The sequence below is a fragment of the Rhodanobacter aciditrophus genome (assembly GCF_050026795.1).
GTDB lineage: Bacteria > Pseudomonadota > Gammaproteobacteria > Xanthomonadales > Rhodanobacteraceae > Rhodanobacter_A.
This window is the reverse complement of sequence record NZ_JALBWP010000007.1, coordinates 164,848-182,753: the sequence shown is the minus strand read 5'-3', so window position 1 is coordinate 182,753 and position 17,906 is coordinate 164,848. Positions and strand designations below refer to the sequence as shown.

Genomic DNA, 17,906 nt, shown 5'->3' with positions numbered 1-17,906 from the left:
CGCATACCCGCGAGCGTGAGAGGGGAGAAAGCCAACAGCATCACCGCACCCCACTACAATGCGCGCATGAAACGCGCCCCCACTCCCCGCAAGACCACACCACCCATCGAAGTGCGCGGCTCCGCCCGCCAGCCGCTGGGCATGCCGCCCGCGCAGTTCCTGCGCGACTACTGGCAGAAACGCCCGCTGCTGATCCGCAACGCGTTCCCGGATTTTGTGCCGCCGATCCAGCCCGAGGACCTGGCTGGCCTGGCCTGCGAGGAAGGCGCGCTGTCGCGGCTGATCCGCCACGACGAGGCGCGCGGGCGCTGGCAGGTGAAGACCGGCCCGCTCGACGAGGCCGACTTCGCGAAGACCGGCGACGCGAACTGGACCCTGCTGGTGCAGGACGTGGACAAGTGGGACGCCGACGTGGCCGCCCTGCTGGATGCCTTCGCCTTCCTGCCGAGCTGGCGGGTGGACGACATCATGATCTCCTATGCCGAGCCAGGCGGCGGCGTTGGCGCCCACGTGGACCAGTACGACGTGTTCCTGCTGCAGGGCCTGGGCCAGCGGCACTGGGCGATAAGCACCGACCCCGCGGCACCGAAGGATTTCCGCCCCGACGTGGAACTGAAGCAGCTGGTGCACTTCGAGCCCGACCACGAGTGGCTGCTCGACCCGGGCGACATGCTCTACCTGCCGCCCGACGTGCCGCACGACGGCGTGGCCTTCGGCGGCCCCTGCATGACGATCTCGGTGGGCATGCGCGCGCCCTCGCAAGCGGAACTCACCGGCGACCTCGCCGACTATCTCGCCGAACGCCTCGCCGAGGAGCAGCGCTACGCCGACCCCGACCTTGCCCCGGCCACCGCCCCCGGCGAGATCGACGCCGCAGCGCTGACGCGGCTGCGCCGGGCGCTGCCGTTCGCCGCCGCGCTGGACGAGGACACGCTGCGCGACTGGTTCGGCCGCTTCATCACCCGCTATCGCAACGCGCAGACGCCGGCCCTGCCCGAGCGCACCACCAGCGAGGCCACCCTGCGCAAGCAGCTCGCCGGCGGCGCGCGGCTGCTGCGCCACCCGTGGTCGCGCATGGCATGGAGCCGAGGCAGGTCCGGCTGCACCCTGTATGCGAACGGCCAGGCCTGGCCGGCCCCGCCGGCGCTGGCGCGGCAGCTGTGCGCGCAGCGCGAGATCGCGGTCGATGCCGCGCCGTCTGCCGCAGCCGTCGCCCTGCTGCTGGCGCTGGTCAACGAGGGGCACCTGGTGTTGCGCAGGGCGCGCCGGCGGTGAACGCGCCAGCCGACGACGACACCGGGCGCCGCGCGATCGACGGCCGCGAGGCGCTGGCCGCCGCGCGGCTGCAGTTGCTCGCCGCCGCGCGCCATCGGCTGGCACTGCACCTGCCGCTGCTCGGCCGCGACGAGTACGGCAACGACGCGGAACTGGCCGAGCTGAAGCGCATCGCCACCTCCGGCCGTCGTGCCGGGATCCGTATCCTGCTGCACGACCCCGCCGCCGCGCTGCGCGACGATCACCGGCTGGTCGCGCTGTTCCAGCGCCTGTCCAGCGCGATCCAGATCCGCACGCCGGTGGAGGACGTGGACCGCCAGTGCACCAGTGCCTGGCTGCTCACCGATACCGGCGGCTACCTGTTCCTGCCGGATGCCGGCCGGCCGCAGGGGCGCATGGCGCTCGCCGACCGCGCCGCGCAGGCGCCCTTGCAGCAGCAGTTCGACGAGATCTGGGAACGCTCCGCCCGCGCCAGCGAGCTGCAGCCGCTCGACTTGTAGCGCCTGCTGAACGGGCGGCTTGCGTCGCAGAGCCGGCCCCGGCCGCCGCAAAGCCCGGCCGGGTGCCGTTTGCGACCAAAGTCGGGGCAGTCCGCGGCCGGAATTCCCTTGCGGCAGGCCCGATCCGGGCCGTGCGTGGGTTGCCGCGGCGCAGCAGCCCAAGGCTATAATTAACAGGATTTTTCGCCGGCGATCCGCGCTGCCGAAGGATCGCCGCAAGCCTCCCTTCCCCTGCCGGTGGTGACGTGAGTACAAACCTGATCCGCGAGTTCTTCGAATCCTCCCAACTCGCTGGCGGCAACGCCGATTACGTCGAATCCCTGTACGACACCTGGTTGGCCGACCCCACGTCGGTGCCGGCCGAGTGGAGCAAGTATTTCGAGACCTTCAAGGGCCGCGAGGCCGGCGACGTCTCGCACACCGGCGCCATCGCGCGCATCGAGGCGGCACAGAAGCAGCGCCATGTGGCAGTTGCCGCGCCGGTCGGCGACGAGCATGCGCGCAAGCAGGCCGGCGTGCTGCGCCTGCTGACGGCCTACCGTTCGCGCGGCCACCTGGCCGCCGACCTCGACCCGCTGGGCCTGGCGCGCAAGATGGAGGCGCCCGACCTCGGCCTCGCGTTCCACGGCCTCAGCGAGGCCGACCTCGACACCGAGTTCGACTGCGGCACCTACGCTGGTGGCGGCCAGCGCCTGAAGCTGCGCGAACTGTGGGCGCGCCTGAAGAAGGTGTACGCGCGCGGCATCGGCGCGGAGTTCATGTACATCTCCGACCACGCGCAGCGCAACTGGATCTACACCCGGCTGGAACAGGCCAACGGCAGCGCCGGCCTCGACGCCGCCGGCAAGCGGCGCGTGCTGGACGGCCTTACCGCCGCCGACGGCCTGGAGCGCTACCTCCACACCAAGTACGTGGGCCAGAAGCGCTTCTCGCTGGAAGGCGGCGACAGCCTGATCCCGATGCTGGACGACGTGGTCTGCGCCGCCGGCGACAACGGCATCAAGGAACTGGTGATCGGCATGGCCCACCGCGGCCGCCTCAACGTGCTGGTCAACATCCTCGGCAAGCCGCCGAAGACCCTGTTCGACGAGTTCGAGGGCCGTTTCGAGCATCCCGACGATCCCGCGCACTCCGGCGACGTGAAGTATCACATGGGCTTCTCCGCCGACGTCAGGACGCCGAAGGGCGGCACCCACGTGGCGCTGGCGTTCAACCCCTCGCACCTGGAGATCGTCAACCCGGTGGTGGCCGGCTCCGTGCACGCGCGGCAGGTCCGCCGCCACGACGGCGAACGCACCCAGTCGATGGCGGTGCTGATCCATGGCGACGCGGCCTTCGCCGGCCAGGGCGTCAACATGGAACTGTTCCAGATGTCGCAGGCGCGCGGTTTCAAGATCGGCGGCAGCCTGCACATCGTGATCAACAACCAGGTGGGCTTCACGACGTCCAACCCGCAGGACGCGCGTTCCACGATGTACTGCACCGACCTGGCCAAGATGGTCAACGCGCCGGTGTTCCACGTGAACGGCGACGACCCCGAGGCGGTGATCGAGGTGACCCGCCTCGCCTACGAGTTCCGCAAGACCTTCCGCAAGGACGTGGTGATCGACCTGGTGTGCTACCGCCGCCACGGCCACAACGAGGCCGACGAGCCCACCGCCACGCAACCGGTGATGTACCAGGTCATCAAGAAGCTGCCGCCGGCCCGCGAGCTGTACGGCAAGCAGCTGGTGGCCGAAGGCGTGATCGCCGACGGCGACGTGCAGAAGCGCTTCGACGCCTACCGCGACCGCCTGGAAGCGGGCAAGCCGATGACCGAGCTGGACCCTTCCCCGAAGCGCGACATCCATATCGACTGGGTACGCTTCGCCAAGGGCAAGTTGTCGGACAAGACCGACACCACGCTGCCGAAGCAGAAGCTGCTGGAGCTGGCCAACCGGTTGCTGGACGTGCCCAAGGACATCGTCCTGCAGTCGCGCGTGGCGAAGATCTACGACGACCGCCGCAAGATGGCCTCCGGCCAGCAGCCGGGCGACTGGGGCTTCGCCGAGAACCTGGCCTACGCCAGCGTCGTCGATGCCGGCCACAACCTGCGCCTGGTCGGCCAGGACTCCGGCCGCGGCACCTTCTTCCACCGCCACGCCGTGCTGCACGACCAGAAGGACGGCCACACCTTCATGCCGCTCGCCACGATCCGCGACGGCGCCAACGTGGAAGTGATCGACTCGCTGCTCAGCGAGGAGGCGGTGATGGCCTTCGAATACGGCCACGCCACCACCGACCCCGATACGCTCAACATCTGGGAAGCCCAGTTCGGCGACTTCGCCAACGGCGCCCAAGTGGTGATCGACCAGTTCATCAGCTCCGGCGAGGCGAAGTGGAACCGCCTGTGCGGGCTGGTGCTGTTGCTGCCGCACGGCTACGAGGGCCAGGGTCCGGAGCATTCCTCCGCCCGCCTGGAGCGCTTCCTGCAGCTCTGCGCGATGGACAACATGCAGGTCTGCGTGCCGACCACGCCGGCGCAGGATTTCCACATGATCCGCCGCCAGATGCTGCGCAACGTGCGCAAGCCGCTGATCGTTATGACGCCGAAGTCGCTGCTGCGCCACAAGCTGGCGGTGTCCACGCTGGACGAGCTGGCCAGCGGCAGCTTCCAGCTGGTGATCGGCGAGCACCGCGAGCTGGCCGCGAAGAAGGTGAAGCGCGTGGTGCTGTGCGCCGGCAAGGTCTACTACGACCTGCTGGAGGAAGCCGAGAAGCGCGGGCTCGCCGACGTGGCCATCGTGCGCGTGGAGCAGCTCTACCCGTTCCCGCGCGCCGAGGTCTCCGCCGAACTGGAGAAGTACCCGGCGGCGAAGGAAGTGGTGTGGTGCCAGGAGGAACCGATGAACCAGGGCGCCTGGTTCCAGATCCGTCACCACCTGCAGGCCTGCGTGGGTCCGAAGCACAGCCTCTCCTACGCCGGCCGCGCGCGTTCGGCGGCGCCGGCCGCCGGCCACCTCAACACCCACGTCGCCGAGCAGGCCGCGCTGGTCGAGCAGGCGCTGGTCGCGCCGATCGGCACCGACCACTCCGCGGAGTAAGCTTCAAAGCATTGCGTGGCCAGGGATGGCCGCTTCCGAATTCTTGCGCTCCAGGGCGAGCGCACCAACCCAAGGGCCCGTCATGTCCATCGAAGTCAAAGTCCCCGTCCTGCCCGAGTCGGTCTCCGACGCCACCATCGCCACCTGGCACAAGAAGGCCGGCGATGCGGTGAAGCGCGACGAGAACCTGGTCGACCTGGAAACCGACAAGGTGGTGCTGGAAGTTCCCGCCCCGGTCGACGGCGTGATCAAGGAGATCAGGCAGGACACCGGCGCCACGGTGAACAGCCAGCAGGTGATCGCGATCATCGAGGAAGGCGCCGTGGCCGCCGCGCCAGCACCGGCTGCCGCCGCCCCGGCGCCCGCCCCGGCCGCGCCGAAGTCTGCCGCCGAGCTGTCGCCCGCCGCGCAGCGCGTCGCCACCGAGAACAAGGTCGACACCTCCGCCATCGTCGGCACCGGCCGCGACGGCCGCATCATCAAGGAGGACGTGGTCGCCGCCGGTTCGCGTCCGGCTGCGGCTCCCGCCGCGCCGGCCGCGGCCCCGACCCCGGGCGCGCGTCCGGAAGAGCGCGTGCCGATGACCCGCATGCGCGCGAAGATCGCCGAGCGCCTGATGCAGTCGAAGAACTCGATCGCCATGCTCACCTCCTTCAACGAGGTGAACCTGGCGGCGGTCAGCAAGATGCGCAAGGACCTCGGCGAGCAGTTCCAGAAGGAGCACGGCGTCAAGCTCGGTTTCATGAGCTTCTTCGTCAAGGCCACGGTCGAGGCGCTGAAGCGCCACCCGATCGTCAACGCCTCGGTGGACGGCAACGACATCATCTACCACGGTTACCAGGACGTCTCGATCGCGGTGTCCACCGACAAGGGCCTGGTGACCCCGGTGCTGCGCAACGCCGAGAACATGAGCTTCGCCGACATCGAGAAGGCGATCGCCGACTACGCCAAGAAGGCGCGCGACGGCAAGCTCACCCTGGAAGACCTGCAGGGCGGCACCTTCACCATCACCAACGGCGGCACCTTCGGCTCGCTGCTCTCCACGCCCATCGTGAACCCGCCGCAGAGCGCCATCCTCGGCATGCACACGATCAAGGAACGCGCCGTGGTCGAGAACGGCCAGGTGATCGCCGCACCGATGATGTACATCGCGATCAGCTACGACCACCGCATCATCGACGGCAAGGACGCGGTGCTGTTCCTGGTCGACATCAAGAACCAGCTTGAGAACCCGCACAAGATGTTGTTGGGTATCTGAGTCCTCGAGCCCCTCTCCCACCGGACGCGAAGAAGGGCCATGGATGGCCCTGCTTTGAAGAGCGAGGAAGAGGGGTTGGGGTGAGGGTCCGGCACCGCCGCAACGCCTCGCTCCGCACATACCCTCACCCGCCCCTTTGGGCACCCTCTCCCGACGGGAGAGGGACAAAGCGAGAAACGACATGAGCGACAAATTCGACGTCATCTTCATCGGCGCCGGCCCCGCCGGCTACGTCGGCGCGATCCGCGCCGCGCAGCTGGGCCTGAAGACCGCCTGCGTGGACGCCTTCACCGGCAAGGATGGCAAGCAGGCGCTGGGCGGCACCTGCCTCAACGTGGGCTGCATCCCGTCCAAGGCGCTGCTGGACTCCTCGCGCCAGTACTGGAACATCGCGCACAACCTGCCGGTGCACGGCATCAGCGTGGAAGGCGCCAAGGTCGACATGGCTACCTTCATCGGCCGCAAGGACAAGATCGTCAAGCAGTTCACCGGCGGCATCGGCCAGCTGTTCAAGGCCAACAAGGTCACCCCGTACTTCGGCACCGGCAAGCTGCTGAAGGGCAACGAGGTCGAGATCACCGCACCCGATGGCGGCAAGCAGACCATCAGCGCCACCAACGTGATCCTCGCTTCCGGTTCGGTGCCGATCGAGCTGCCGTTCGCCAAGTTCGACGGCAAGATGATCGTCGACAACGCCGGCGCGCTGGACTTCGCCGAGGTGCCGAAGCGCCTGGGCGTGATCGGCGCCGGCGTGATCGGCCTGGAACTCGGCAGCGTGTGGAAGCGCATGGGTGCCGAGGTCACCATCCTCGAGGCGCTGCCCGACTTCCTCTCGGTGGCCGATGCCGACGTGGCCAAGGTCGCCAAGAAGGAATTCGAGAAGCAGGGGCTGGCCATCAAGCTCGGCGCCAAGCTGACCAAGGCCGAGGTGAAGAAGAACGAAGTCCACCTCACCTACGAGGACAAGGACGGCGCCCACGAGCTGGTAGTCGACAAGCTGCTGGTGGCCGTGGGCCGCCGCGCCTACACCGCCGGCCTGCTGGCCGACGACACCGGTGTGAAGCTGGACGAGCGCGGCCGCATCGTGGTGGACGAGCACTGCCACACCGGCGTCGACGGCGTGTGGGCCATCGGCGACGCCGTGCGCGGCCCGATGCTGGCGCACAAGGGCTCCGAGGAAGGCGTGGCGGTGGCCGAGTGGATCGCCGGCAAGGCCGGCCACGTCAACTTCGACACCATCCCGTGGGTGATCTACACCGAGCCGGAGATCGCCTGGGCCGGCAAGACCGAGAAGCAGCTCAAGGACGAGGGCGTGCCGTACAGGGTGGGCACCTTCCCGTTCGCCGCCATCGGTCGCGCCGTCGCGATGAACGAGGCCGTGGGTCAGGTGAAGATGCTCGCCCACGCCGAGACCGACCGCATCCTCGGCGTGCACATGGTCGGCCCAGGCGTGTCCGAGCTGATCGCCGAGTGCGTGGTGGCGATGGAGTTCAAGGGTTCGTCCGAGGATCTCGCCCGCATCGTCCACGCCCACCCGACGCTGTCGGAAGCCGTGCATGAAGCCGCCCTCTCGGTGGACAAGCGCGCCATCCACAAGGGCAATTGAGCGCATGATGCGCTCATCCGGAGCGCACATGGACGTGCATTGATCCGGAATCCACGCGGCCCGCTCCTGGCGACATGGGCGGGCCGCGTCGCTTTCGGTGAAACCGAAAACGACAAATCGGTACAGTACGCTTTCGACCCAGCAACCGATCAAGCCTCCGCCATGCCCCAACCTACCGCCCTCTGCGTCTACTGCGGCTCCAGCGCCGGCAAGCATCCCGAATACGCCGAACAGGCGCGCGCCTTCGGCGCCGAGATGGCCAGCCGAGGCATCGCGCTGGTCTACGGCGGCGGCAACGTGGGGCTGATGGGCATCGTCGCCGATGCGGTGCTGGCGGGCGGCGGCAAGGTCACCGGCGTGATCCCGCGCCAGCTGGTGGAGCGTGAGGTGGCGCACACCGGCCTTGGCGAACTGGTGGTGGTCGACACCATGCACCAGCGCAAGACGCGCATGTTCGAGCTGTCCGACGCCTTCGTCGCGCTGCCCGGGGGCTTCGGCACGATGGACGAGATGTTCGAGATGCTGACCTGGGCGCAGCTCGGCCTGCACCGCTACCCTTGCGCCTTCCTCGACGTGCGCGGCTACTACCGCGACCTGCGCGTGATGATGGACCACATGGTCGACGAGCGTTTCGTGCGCCCCGAACAGCGCGCCAGCGTCTGGTTCGGCGAGGAGATCGACGCGCTGTTCGACTGGATGCAGGCTTACGAGGGCAGCTACCAGCCCAAGTGGATCGACCGCGACAGCGTCCACGCCTGAACCGGCCGCGAGGAGTCCCCATGACCATGTTCCGCGCCTTCCGCATCCACAACGACGACGCGGGCTACCGCGCCGGCATCGAGCAGATGCCCACCGACGCACTGACGCCCGGCGAAGTATTGGTCAAGGTCGCGTACTCCTCGGTCAACTACAAGGACGCGCTGGCCGGCACCGGCAAGGGCAGGATCCTGCGCCAGTACCCGCTCAACGGCGGCATCGATGTCGCGGGCCACGTGGTCGCCTCCACCGATCCGAAGTTCAAGGAAGGCGACGCGGTGCTCTGTACCGGCAGCGGCCTGTCCGAGACGCGCGACGGCGGCTATGCGGAATACGCGCGGCTGGACGCGCGCTGGACGATCCCGCTGCCTGCCGGCCTCGACCTGCGCGAGAGCATGATCCTGGGTACCGCCGGCTTCACCGCCGCGCTGGCACTGGTGCACATGCTGGACAACGGCCAGACGCCCGCACTGGGTCCGATCGCCGTGACCGGCGCCAGCGGCGGCGTGGGACAGCTTGCCATCGACATCTTCAGCCGCGCCGGCTACCAGGTGCACGCGATCAGCGGCAAGGCCGACCATTTCGACTTCCTGCGCTCGCTGGGCGCGGTCGAATGCATCGACCGTCACCAGCTGGCCTTCAGCGGCAAGCCGATGGATTCGGCCCGTTTCGGCGGTGCGCTGGACAACGTGGGCGGCGCGATGCTCGCCGGCCTGCTGCCGCTGATCGCGCCCTACGGCAACGTGGCGATCTGCGGCAACGCGGGCGGCATCGCGTTCGACAGCACGGTGATGCCCTTCATCATCCGCGGCGTGAACCTGCTGGGCGTGGCCTCGGCCGGCACGGCCCGCGCCATGCGCGAGCGCGTCTGGCAGCACCTGGCCGGCGACTGGAAGCCGCGCCACCTGGAGCGCATCGCCACCCGCGAGGCGACGCTGGACGAGCTGCCCGGGGTGTTTGCACGCATGCTGGCCGGCGATTCCTTCGGCCGTACCGTGGTGCGCGTCGCCGGTCACTGACGTGGCGCGGCTTGGAAGCACCGCGTCACCGGCATAGAATCCACCGAAACAACAAGGGGACACCCACCTTATGGCACGCATCCTGATCGTCGACGATTCGCCGTCGCAGCTCCTGGGCCTGAAGCGCATTGTCGAGAAGCTCGGCCACGAAACCCTCACTGCCGAGGACGGTGCCGCCGGCGTCGAGGTGGCCAGGCGCGAGATCCCCGACCTGATCCTGATGGACGTGGTGATGCCGAACCTCAATGGTTTCCAGGCCACCCGCACGATCAGCAAGGACGCCGCCACGGCGCACATCCCGGTGGTGCTGGTGACCACCAAGGACCAGGAAACCGACAAGGTGTGGGGCATGCGCCAGGGTGCGCGCGCCTACGTCACCAAGCCGATCAAGGAAGAAGAACTGATGGCCACGCTGAAGGAACTGCTGCCGGCCTGAGCCGGTTCCCTGCGGGCCGATGGAGAACGGCGCCTCGCGGCGCCGTTCTGGTTTTCGGGCCGCCGCCGGCAACCGCGGTCAGGCGCGCGGATCGTAGTCCGCGAACTGCGCACGCAGCGCCTCGTAGGCCGCCTTCTGCGCGTCGCTGGCGGCCACGGGCACGCGGATCGACAGCTCCACCAGCTGGTCTCCCGGATGCGCGCCCGGCATGCCGCGCCCCTTCAGGCGCAGCTTGCGTCCCGACTGCGATCCCGCCGGAATGCGCAGGTCCACCGTGCCGGCCAGGGTCGGCACCGGCACCGTGGCGCCCAGCGCCGCCTCCCACGGGCTGATCGGCAGCACGTGCAGCACGTTGTGACCGTCGAGCTTGAAACGGGCGTCGTCGCGGATGCCCACTTCCAGCAACAGGTCGCCACTCGGGCCGCCGTGGGCACCGGGATGGCCCTGCCCCGCCAGGCGGATCACCTGCCCCGGCTGGATGCCGGCGGGGATCTTCACCTCCAGCACACGCTCCTCGCCGCGACCGCCGTGCAGGGACAGGCGGGTGCGGCCGCCGTCGAACGCGGTCTGCAGGTCGATCTCCACCCTGGCCTGCACGTCCTGCCCGCGCCGCGCGCGGGGCTGGCCGCGCTGGCTGTGGCCGCCGGCAGCCCGGCCGAACAGGCTCTCGAAGAAATCGCTGAAGTCGCCGTCGCCGCCGAAATCGAAGGACTGGCCTTGCCCCTGGCCCCAGCCCGGCGGCGGCCGGAACTGCTCGCCGCCGCGATAGCCGCCGGCACGCAGCTGGTCGTAGGCGCGGCGCTTCTCGGCGTCCAGCAGCACCTCCTGCGCCTCGTTGACGGCCTTGAACTTCTCCTCGGCGCCAGCCTCCTTGTTCTTGTCCGGATGGTACTTGCGCGCCAGCTTGCGATAGGCGGTCTTGATCTCCGCCTCGCTGGCCTCGGGTTTCACGCCCAGGATCTCGTAATAGTCTTTGAATTCCACCGCCGGCTCCAAGCCATTCGGGTCGTCAATCATGAAACGGCCCACGACGGATCATCTCCGCCGCGGGCCGCTTTCGCAATCGCCGGAGCCTGCTCAGTGACCCGTTTCGATGTTGATGCGTCGAGGCGTGGTCTCCGGCTTCTTCGGAATGGAGATTTCCAGCACGCCATGCCGACCTGTGGCGGTGATGCCGTCCGCGTCGGCGCTGTCCGGCAGGCCGAAGCGGCGATGGAACAGGCCGTGCAGCCGCTCCTGGCGGGTGAACTGGCCGGGCTGCTCGCTGCTTTCCACGGTGCGCTCGCCCTTGATGGAAAGAATGCCCTTGTCCATGCTCACCTCGATGGAGGCGGGGTCGACGCCGGGGATGTCCGCATAGATCACGAAGCGCCTGTCCTCCTCCTTGATGTCCACCTGTGGCGCCCACTGGCTGGTCACCACGTTCGACTGGTCGTTTTCCTCCTGACCGAGGAACCGCTCGAAGGCCTGGCGAAACGCCTGCACATCACGGGGCATGCCCCACGCCACATGACGGGTGATGTTCATCTCGATTCTCCTCTGCATTGAACCGCGGCACCATCGCCGCATCGCTGGAAAATGGGTGTCGCCTAACATGATTCAAGCCCCCTTGGAAGCCCGTCCCGGGCGATCGCCGGCAAACGCCTCGCCCCGCTCCCGGCGCAAGCGCTAGGATGGACGGCCCCCATCGCCAGACCGGACTTATGAGCATCCAGATCGGCCAGTCGTTGCCCGACATCGAGATCAAGGCCATCGTCGACGGCCGCATCGAGCCCGCCCGCACCGGGGCGCTGTTTGCCGACCGCAAGGCCGTGCTGTTCGCCGTGCCCGGTGCGTTCACCCCGACTTGTTCGGAAAAGCACCTGCCGGGCTACGTGCAGCATCACGAGGCTTTCCGCGCACGCGGTATCGCGGTGTATTGCCTCGCCGTCAACGATGCCTACGTGATGCAGGCCTGGGCTTCCGCGCAGCACGTGCCGCCTGGCCTGCTGCTGCTCGCCGACGGCAACGCCGACTTCACCCGCGCGCTTGGCCTGGAGCGGGACGGCAGCGCCTACGGCATGGGCCTGCGTGCACGCCGCTTCGCGCTGTATGCGGAGGATGGCGTGGTGCGCCAGCTGCACGTGGAAGCACCTGGCGAGTTCCGCGTCTCCGGGGCGGAGGCGATGCTGGCGGCGCTCGGGGACTGAGCCGGTCCGGGCGACGGACCAGCGCACGCGATATAGTCCGCCCTGCCGATGCCGGGCGGATCGTGGTCCGCGCGGGCCGGCCGCGCCTTCCGTCACCCGAGGGGAATCGCCATGCGCTACGCCCTGTTCGAAAGCCAGCGGGACACGCTGCTGCTCGTGGCCCGCATCCTGCTGGTGTTGCTGTTCGTGCTGTTCGGCTGGGAAAAACTTACCGACTACGCCGGCACCAGCGCCTACATGGCAGCCGAGGGATTGCCGCTGCCCGTACTGGCCGCGGTCGTGGTCATCGCGATGGAGTTCTTCGTGGGCCTGGCGATCGCGTTCGGTTTCTGGACGCGGCCACTGGCGCTGCTGCTGGCGCTGTACACGCTGGGAACCGCGCTGATCGGGCACCACTACTGGACGATGGCGGGCGCCGAGCACATGGCCAACATGATCAACTTCTACAAGAACCTCTCGATCATCGGCGGCCTGTTGCTGCTGTGCCTCACCGGACCGGGCCGGTATTCGGTCGATCGCCGCTAGGCGCGGCGGTGCCGCGGGACGCTCAGAAATCCCGGATGCCGCTCAGCAGCACGCTGCGGCCGCGATGCAGCGGCACGAAGGTCTCGTCGAAGTCGGCATCGTGCAGATCGCGGTCGAACAGGTTGCGCACGCCCAGCGTCGCGCTCCAGCGCACGCCTCGCCAGGACAGGTTCGCGTCCACGCGGGCCTGTCCCGGTATCGCGAAGTACGCCGAGCCGTCCGACAGCTGGCCGCGGCTGGCGCTGCGCGCCAGCACGCCGGCGGCGATGCCCCAACCGCGCAGCACCCCGCGCCGGAGCCGGTAGCTGGCCCACAGGTTGAAGCGCTGCCGCGGCGTGCCGGTAGGCAACGAGCCGTCGTGGTTGCGCACCATCGCGTCCGTATAGGCGGCGCTCAGGTCCAACCCCGGCGCGGGCCTGCCGTTGAATTCCAGTTCGATCCCGCGATTGCTCTGTCCCGGACCGGGAACGCCGTAGTACGGCGGTCTGGGCGAGCTGAGGTCCGTGCTGTGATCGAGCATGATGCGGTAGGCCGCCACGGTGAGCATGGCGTGCTGGTCGAACAGCATCAGCTTCGCCCCGGCCTCCAGCTGGCGCGAACGCGAAGGCAGCAACGGCTGGCCGTCCTTGCCCAGCACCTCGTCGGCCTGGAAACCGCTGGTGGCGCTGGCGTACAGCGACAACGCCGGCGTGAGCCGGTACAGCAACCCGGCATTCGGCACCCATTGCGACTTGTGCGCGGTCCGCGTGTTGCCGTCGGCGTCCACGGTGGCAAGTTCGTAGGTGGTGCGCCGCAGGGCCAGCAGCGCGTCCCAGCGTCCGCCCAGCGCGATCTGGTCCTGCAGGAACAACGCGTGGTCGGTCGACCACGGGCCGCCGGGCAGGTGCAGGCCGACGCGCGTATCCGCGCCGGTCACCGACGACACCGGCGGCAGCGGCGGACCGGCATGCAGGTTGTAGCTGGACTGCGGCAGGAAACCGAACACGTCGTCGACGCCGCCGGACAATGCCCGCGAGTAGTCGAGTCCCGCGACCAGCACATGGCGGACCGCATCGCCGCCGAAGCGCCCCACCACGTCGTTCTGCACGGTGTAGAACGCATCGCGGTAGCGGAACTGCTCGGCGAGCGGAACCGCATCGCCGTTCGGGGAGAGACTGCCCAGGCTCCACTCCCGCACCGCGGAGTCCTGCCACACGTACTGGCCGCGGCTGCGGAACGTCCAGGCCGTGCCGAAGCGGTGCGCGAACGTGTACGACAGACGCGTGGTGCGGAACAGCGAGTGGTCATCCGGGTTGCCGGTCATCAGGCCTGGTGGTGTCGCGCTGGACAGGCTGGCGCCGAGCATCACCGCGTGATCGGGAATCGGCTCGCGCCGCACGAGGCGCTGCACGGACACCACCAGCCGGCTCGCCTCGTCGCGCCAGCCGAGCGACGGCGCGAGGTAGCCGCGGCGCGGACCGCGCCGCCCCTGGCGGGTACGGGTGGCGTATCCGCCCGAGGCAATCAGGCGATACGTCCAGTGCCCGCTCCTGCCCAGCGTGCCGCCGAGGTCGAGTCCCAGCTGGCGGTCACCGTGCCGGCCCAGCGCGAATTCGAGTCGGTGCACGGGCACGGCCGTCGGCTGCTTCGTCACGAGATTGATCAGGCCGCCGAAATTGTTGTTGACCGAGGCGTCGCCGACGATCGCCTGGGGCCCTTTCAGCACTTCCACGCGTTCGATGCCGATCAACGGCGGGAAGTCGCCGTAGGACACGATGCTGTTCGGCAGGCCGTCGATCATGCCGTTGCCGACCTGGAAGCCGCGTACCAGGAACACCGGCAGTGCGTCCGCGCCGTCCAGGTACTGCACACCGGCCACGTTGCGCACCGCATCGGCCACGTCGCGGGCCTGCTGCGAATCCAGCAGCTCGTGCGTCACCTCCCCCGCCGAGGCCGGCAGCTCGAGCAGGTCGGTGTCGACGCGCGTGCCGCTGCCGACATCGGCCATGTAGCCGCCGGTGTCGACGACACCGGTGGTCACCACCGGCGCCAGTTGCCGGACGTCGGCACGTGCCGCGGCGTGCCTGCTGTCCGGTGCGCCGGCAAGCAGCGGTATCACCACCACCGTACCGGTATCGACGAACCGGTAACCCAGCCCCGTGCCCTGCAGCAGACGTTCGAGCGCGGCCGCCGCGGTGAAGTCGCCGCTCGCCCCGCGGGAACGCAGGGCGTCGACCTCGCCGCCGGCAGTAAGCACCTGCAGGTTAGCCTGCCGGCCGAACGCGATCAGTGCGGTGGACAGCGCTTGCGGCGGTATCGCGAAACGCAGCGCGGCCGCGCCGGCGGCATGGCCAGGCACCGCCGCGGCACCGAGCGCGGCCAGCAGGCACGCATAGGCTGGCAGCAGGCCGAACCGGCTCATGGCATCCGCTTGTCCCTGGCGAAAGCGACAAGTGTGGCATGCGCCGCACGGCTACGCAGCGGGATTTTTGCCACGCCCGACCGGAACGCCGGGCGGGGCGGCAGTCGGCCGAGTCAGCGCCGCGACGGTACCGGTCCGTTCGCGGAATTCGCGGAAAGCGTCACCGCGTGCCCGTCTTCCCGCACCTGCAGCGGGAAGACCTGCGGCAAGGCGCGCAGCCAGCCGTCGATCTCGTCGGTGCGCACCGTGCCGGTGAAGCTGAGCCCGGCCAGGCTGCTGCCGTCCAGCCGCACCGCTCGGCGGCTGTAGCGATTGACGTTGGCGATCACCACCGCCAGCGGTTCGTCGACGAATTCCAGCCGGTGGCTGCGCCAGCCGACCGCCTGCTCCGGCGTGACCGTGCCCAGGCTCAGGGTGCGCGCGACCGGGTTCCAGGCCACGCGCTGATCCGCCCCGGCATCGAGCACGCGGGCCGGCGCCGCCGCGCCACCCGGCGCGGCGACCCGCACCTCGCCCCGCGTGATCGCCACGACCACCTCGCCTCCGGTGCGGCGCACGTCGAACGCGGTGCCGATATCGCGCACCGTGACGTCGCCAGCGGCAACCTCGAAGGGACGCCGCGCGTCGTGCACTACCTGGAAATACGCCTCGCCCGCCTCCAGCGCCACCTTGCGCCCGCCGCGATCGAAACGCACGCTGAGTCGGCTGGCACCGCCCAGCGCCACCTTGCTGCCGTCGGCCAGCACGATGTCGCGGTCCTGTCCGGTCGCGCTGGCATAGACTACGGGTGCCTCCGCATCGCCGGCGACGCGGTCCCACAACAGGAATCCCATACCGACCGCCAGTACCGCCACGGCTGCCGCCACAGCGAACGGCAACCAGCGGCGGCGCGGCACGGCGGACGGGGCGAACTCGTCCAGCAGCCGGCGGCGCGCAGCGGCGTCCAGCACGCCCAGCCGCTCGCCGAATGCGCTGACGTACTCGAAGGCCGCAAGATGGCGCTCGTCTTGCGCCGTCCACTCCAGCCACTGCTCGAGGACGGCCTCGGCGCCATGCGGATCGCGCAGGCGCGCCCACCAATCGGCGGCGGCCAGCAGCAACTGTTCGTCGGGATGTTGGGGGGTGTTGGCCATCACGGCATCTCCCGTTCTTCGACCCGTACACGGCAATGCGCCAGCGCACGGGTAACGTGGTAGCGCACCATGCGCGCGCTGAGATTCATGCTCTGCGCGATCGACTCGAAATCGCGCCCCTCGATCGCGTGCAGCACGAAGGCGCGACTGGTCTTGGCCGGCAACTCGCGCAGCGCCTCTTGCAGCTCGCGCCACTGCTCGGCCGCCGCCGCGTGGCGCTCGGGTACCGGCGCCAGGTGCAGCTCGGGTGCCGGCTCCACCGCCTCGTCGGCGGCCGTCGCCTCGCGCAGCTTGCGCATGCGCAGCCGGTCGATCGCCAGGTTCGTCGCGACGCGGAACAGGAAGGCGCGCAGCGAATCGATCTGTTCGGGATGTTCCAGCGTGAGCATGCGCACGTAGGCTTCCTGCGCCAGCTCCTGCGCGTCGGCGAGCGAACCGAGCCGGCATTGCAGGAACGCCAGCAGCGCGCGGTTGTGTTCGCGGAACAGCGCCGCCACGCTGGCCACGTGCCCGTGCGGTATCGCGGCGTCGGTCAGGGTGTCCGGTTGCTTCATGTGGCTATTGCGCCGATTTCCTGGGGCGGGCGACGGGAGTTCGGTGTTTCAGGCCGCCGCGCACAGCACGTGGCGTTCCGCCTCCACGCACAGCGCCTCGACCAGCAGGCGTTCGGCTTCCTCGCGCAAGGCTTCGCGCTTGCGGAACGCGGAGCGGTGCTGGCTGGGCACTTCCACTTCGGTCCGGCGTTGCGGCCGCAGCGGCAACTCGTACCAGCCGCCGCCGACGTCCCTGCCCTGCTGCTCCTGCCAGAACGCATCGTAATCCGCCACGAAGCGTCGGCGCGCGTTGCGCAGCGGGTGGGCCGCATTGCCGACCGCCAGCACCCGCGCGAGGCCCCAATGCCGTGCCAGCACGCAGGCCAGCGCCAGCATCAGGCATTTCGGGCGCAGGCCGTGCAGCTGGCGCGTGAGCTGGCGCACCGCTTCGCGAGCGGTGGCGCCGACCGGACCCTGGATGCAGCCGATCGCCAGTGTGCGTTCGTCGATCACGGTGACCACGATGCGGTACAGCGGGTTGCCGAGTTCGTCGCCGAGCTGGATTCCGAGCTCGCCTTCGCAGCCGAGGAAGATCGGTGGCTGCAGGCTGAGGATCAGCCGACTGCCGTCCTTCAGCGACAGCAGGCCCAGCGGGGCACCGCCTTCCGCATAGACCGCGTGGAACAGCGCTGCCGGCATCGCCGCGAGCAGGTGGCGGTAGTGCTGGCGGATCGCGCGCAGGCGCCGCCGGCGGCTCCATCCCAGGTTGAGGTAGCGATGCAGGTGGCGTTCCTGCATGCGCGGATCGCGTCGCCGGAACGCCTGCAGCGCCGGTTCGCTTTCGACATGGGAGAGGAAATCCGCATGCTCGCGGAACATCAGCAGGCTGCGGGCGATGTACTTGGCCGCCGTCAGCATGCGCTTGGCCGCATCGCCACGCCAGTCGAAACGGCCGCGCAGCGATCGCAGGAAGCAGGCCATCCCGGCGCCGTGCCAGCCGCCGGCCGGCGCGTGGCCGACCGCGCGCCGCGGCGCCGGGCGGCCGCCCAGTAGCGCGGCATCCACCATCCGGCGCACGGAAGAATCCATTTCGTTCAAGGTCGTCGACTCGCGGCAATCACGTCGCCAGCAAGACGTTTGCAGCGCAAAAATTTGAAATGGCGCCGCCGCGGTGCAGGTCCCTCGATCCTTG

General features: G+C 69.2%; 16 protein-coding genes. 10 read left to right on the top strand and 6 right to left on the bottom strand.

What is annotated here, in order from left to right:
* Positions 1–66: 66 nt before the first annotated feature.
* From ACQGNW_RS01395 to pilH, 8 genes are all read left to right on the top strand, one after another.
* Positions 67–1,275, top strand: coding sequence for a JmjC domain-containing protein (locus ACQGNW_RS01395; RefSeq protein WP_426661271.1), 1,209 nt, complete (start codon positions 67–69; stop codon positions 1,273–1,275).
* On the top strand, positions 1,272–1,775 hold the full coding sequence (locus ACQGNW_RS01390) for a DUF7931 domain-containing protein (RefSeq protein WP_426661270.1): 504 nt from the start codon (positions 1,272–1,274) through the stop codon (positions 1,773–1,775). Before ACQGNW_RS01395 ends, ACQGNW_RS01390 begins: the two co-directional genes overlap by 4 nt.
* A 245-nt stretch (positions 1,776–2,020) precedes the next feature.
* Entirely contained in the window at positions 2,021–4,858 is a 2,838-nt protein-coding gene (locus ACQGNW_RS01385; protein WP_426661269.1) for a 2-oxoglutarate dehydrogenase E1 component, read from the top strand.
* Positions 4,859–4,940: 82 nt separating this feature from the next.
* Positions 4,941–6,116, top strand: coding sequence for a 2-oxoglutarate dehydrogenase complex dihydrolipoyllysine-residue succinyltransferase (gene odhB / locus ACQGNW_RS01380; RefSeq protein WP_426661268.1), 1,176 nt, complete (start codon positions 4,941–4,943; stop codon positions 6,114–6,116).
* 181 nt (positions 6,117–6,297) lie between these two features.
* On the top strand, positions 6,298–7,722 hold the full coding sequence (gene lpdA / locus ACQGNW_RS01375; protein WP_426661267.1) for a dihydrolipoyl dehydrogenase: 1,425 nt from the start codon (positions 6,298–6,300) through the stop codon (positions 7,720–7,722).
* Between the two features lie 162 nt (positions 7,723–7,884).
* Positions 7,885–8,481: an LOG family protein gene (locus tag ACQGNW_RS01370; protein WP_426661266.1), complete on the top strand. Its 597-nt coding sequence runs from the start codon at positions 7,885–7,887 to the stop codon at positions 8,479–8,481.
* 20 nt (positions 8,482–8,501) lie between these two features.
* Positions 8,502–9,497, top strand: coding sequence for an oxidoreductase (locus ACQGNW_RS01365; RefSeq protein ID WP_426661265.1), 996 nt, complete (start codon positions 8,502–8,504; stop codon positions 9,495–9,497).
* A 70-nt stretch (positions 9,498–9,567) separates the two neighbouring features.
* Positions 9,568–9,933, top strand: coding sequence for a twitching motility response regulator PilH (pilH, locus tag ACQGNW_RS01360; protein WP_426661264.1), 366 nt, complete (start codon positions 9,568–9,570; stop codon positions 9,931–9,933).
* 78 nt (positions 9,934–10,011) lie between these two features.
* Here the strand turns inward: pilH and ACQGNW_RS01355 are convergent, their stop codons facing one another.
* Together ACQGNW_RS01355 and ACQGNW_RS01350 are read right to left on the bottom strand one after the other, a co-directional pair.
* Entirely contained in the window at positions 10,012–10,917 is a 906-nt protein-coding gene (locus ACQGNW_RS01355) for a DnaJ C-terminal domain-containing protein (protein ID WP_426661263.1), read from the bottom strand.
* Between the two features lie 93 nt (positions 10,918–11,010).
* Positions 11,011–11,460, bottom strand: coding sequence for an Hsp20/alpha crystallin family protein (locus ACQGNW_RS01350; RefSeq protein ID WP_426661262.1), 450 nt, complete (start codon positions 11,458–11,460; stop codon positions 11,011–11,013).
* 176 nt (positions 11,461–11,636) lie between these two features.
* Here ACQGNW_RS01350 and ACQGNW_RS01345 point away from each other — a divergent pair, with 176 nt between their 5' ends.
* Positions 11,637–12,122 (top strand): peroxiredoxin, encoded by a 486-nt coding sequence (locus ACQGNW_RS01345; RefSeq protein ID WP_426661261.1) that lies wholly within the window; start codon positions 11,637–11,639, stop codon positions 12,120–12,122.
* Between the two features lie 111 nt (positions 12,123–12,233).
* Positions 12,234–12,647, top strand: coding sequence for a DoxX family protein (locus ACQGNW_RS01340; protein WP_426661260.1), 414 nt, complete (start codon positions 12,234–12,236; stop codon positions 12,645–12,647).
* Between the two features lie 22 nt (positions 12,648–12,669).
* On the opposite strand, the gene ACQGNW_RS01335 is transcribed toward ACQGNW_RS01340, so the two are convergent.
* The 4 genes from ACQGNW_RS01335 to ACQGNW_RS01320 form a co-directional block, all read right to left on the bottom strand.
* Positions 12,670–15,048 (bottom strand): TonB-dependent siderophore receptor, encoded by a 2,379-nt coding sequence (locus tag ACQGNW_RS01335; protein WP_426661259.1) that lies wholly within the window; start codon positions 15,046–15,048, stop codon positions 12,670–12,672.
* Between the two features lie 113 nt (positions 15,049–15,161).
* On the bottom strand, positions 15,162–16,181 hold the full coding sequence (locus tag ACQGNW_RS01330; RefSeq protein ID WP_426661258.1) for a FecR family protein: 1,020 nt from the start codon (positions 16,179–16,181) through the stop codon (positions 15,162–15,164).
* Entirely contained in the window at positions 16,181–16,735 is a 555-nt protein-coding gene (locus ACQGNW_RS01325) for an RNA polymerase sigma factor (protein WP_426661256.1), read from the bottom strand. The genes ACQGNW_RS01330 and ACQGNW_RS01325 overlap by 1 nt, the downstream gene beginning before the upstream one ends.
* A gap of 48 nt (positions 16,736–16,783) precedes the next feature.
* Entirely contained in the window at positions 16,784–17,782 is a 999-nt protein-coding gene (locus ACQGNW_RS01320) for a VirK/YbjX family protein (protein WP_426661354.1), read from the bottom strand.
* Between the last annotated feature and the right edge of the window lie 124 nt (positions 17,783–17,906).